Here is a 698-nt window from a genome sequence, read left to right on the forward strand (position 1 = left end):
CTTCCCAATCTTTAAAGACGGTAAGGAATTCTGGAAAGTAGCGATCTATCCAATTATGGACTTGTCCTTGAACTGCTTGAAGGTCAACAGATAAGAGATCACGTATTTTTCGAGCCACTCGAAGTTCTGCATATACTCCTTGTGGAATATTAGGTTCGGCATATCTCCCGTCTTTGACCAACTGTGCAATAACTCTGGCATCCTTTACGTCATTTTTAGTAGGAGAATTATCATCTAACTCTTTACTTTTCTTTACATGCATAGGATTTACGACTACAAACTTAATATTTTGTTCCTTAAGGAAGTGAGCTAAATTAAGCCAATAATGACCTGTCGGCTCCATTCCTACGATCACTTTTTCCATTTTGTTTTGATCCATCAACTTTTTAAGCCACTCTATGAAACTGTTAAAGCTAGAATTTGTATTTTCAAAATAAAAGGGTGCCGAAAATTCTAAACCTCTAAAGTCTTGGGCTCTTGCCACATGCTTGTATTTAGCAATATCAACGCCTATAATTAACGTTTGAGAAGTAATTTGAGCAATCTTTTCATTTTGGTTATAATTCATTTAAATAGCCTCCTGGTATATGTGATTGTTGTCCTTTTTGCCTGCAAGCTTTGGACACACATATCATACCAAGGGGCTTTTTTATGTTCAAACCCCATATTTCTTCATTACAGGAATGCTGCCCGATAGT

Annotated in this window: 1 protein-coding gene; it reads right to left on the minus strand. The window is 36.5% G+C overall.

The features are described 5' to 3' along the window. On the minus strand, window positions 1-568 hold a 568-nt coding region (locus tag KW850_RS32605), incomplete at its 3' end, for an IS110 family transposase (RefSeq protein ID WP_218351725.1). Window positions 569-698: the final 130 nt, after the last annotated feature.

The sequence above is a fragment of the Bacillus sp. sid0103 genome (assembly GCF_019219025.1).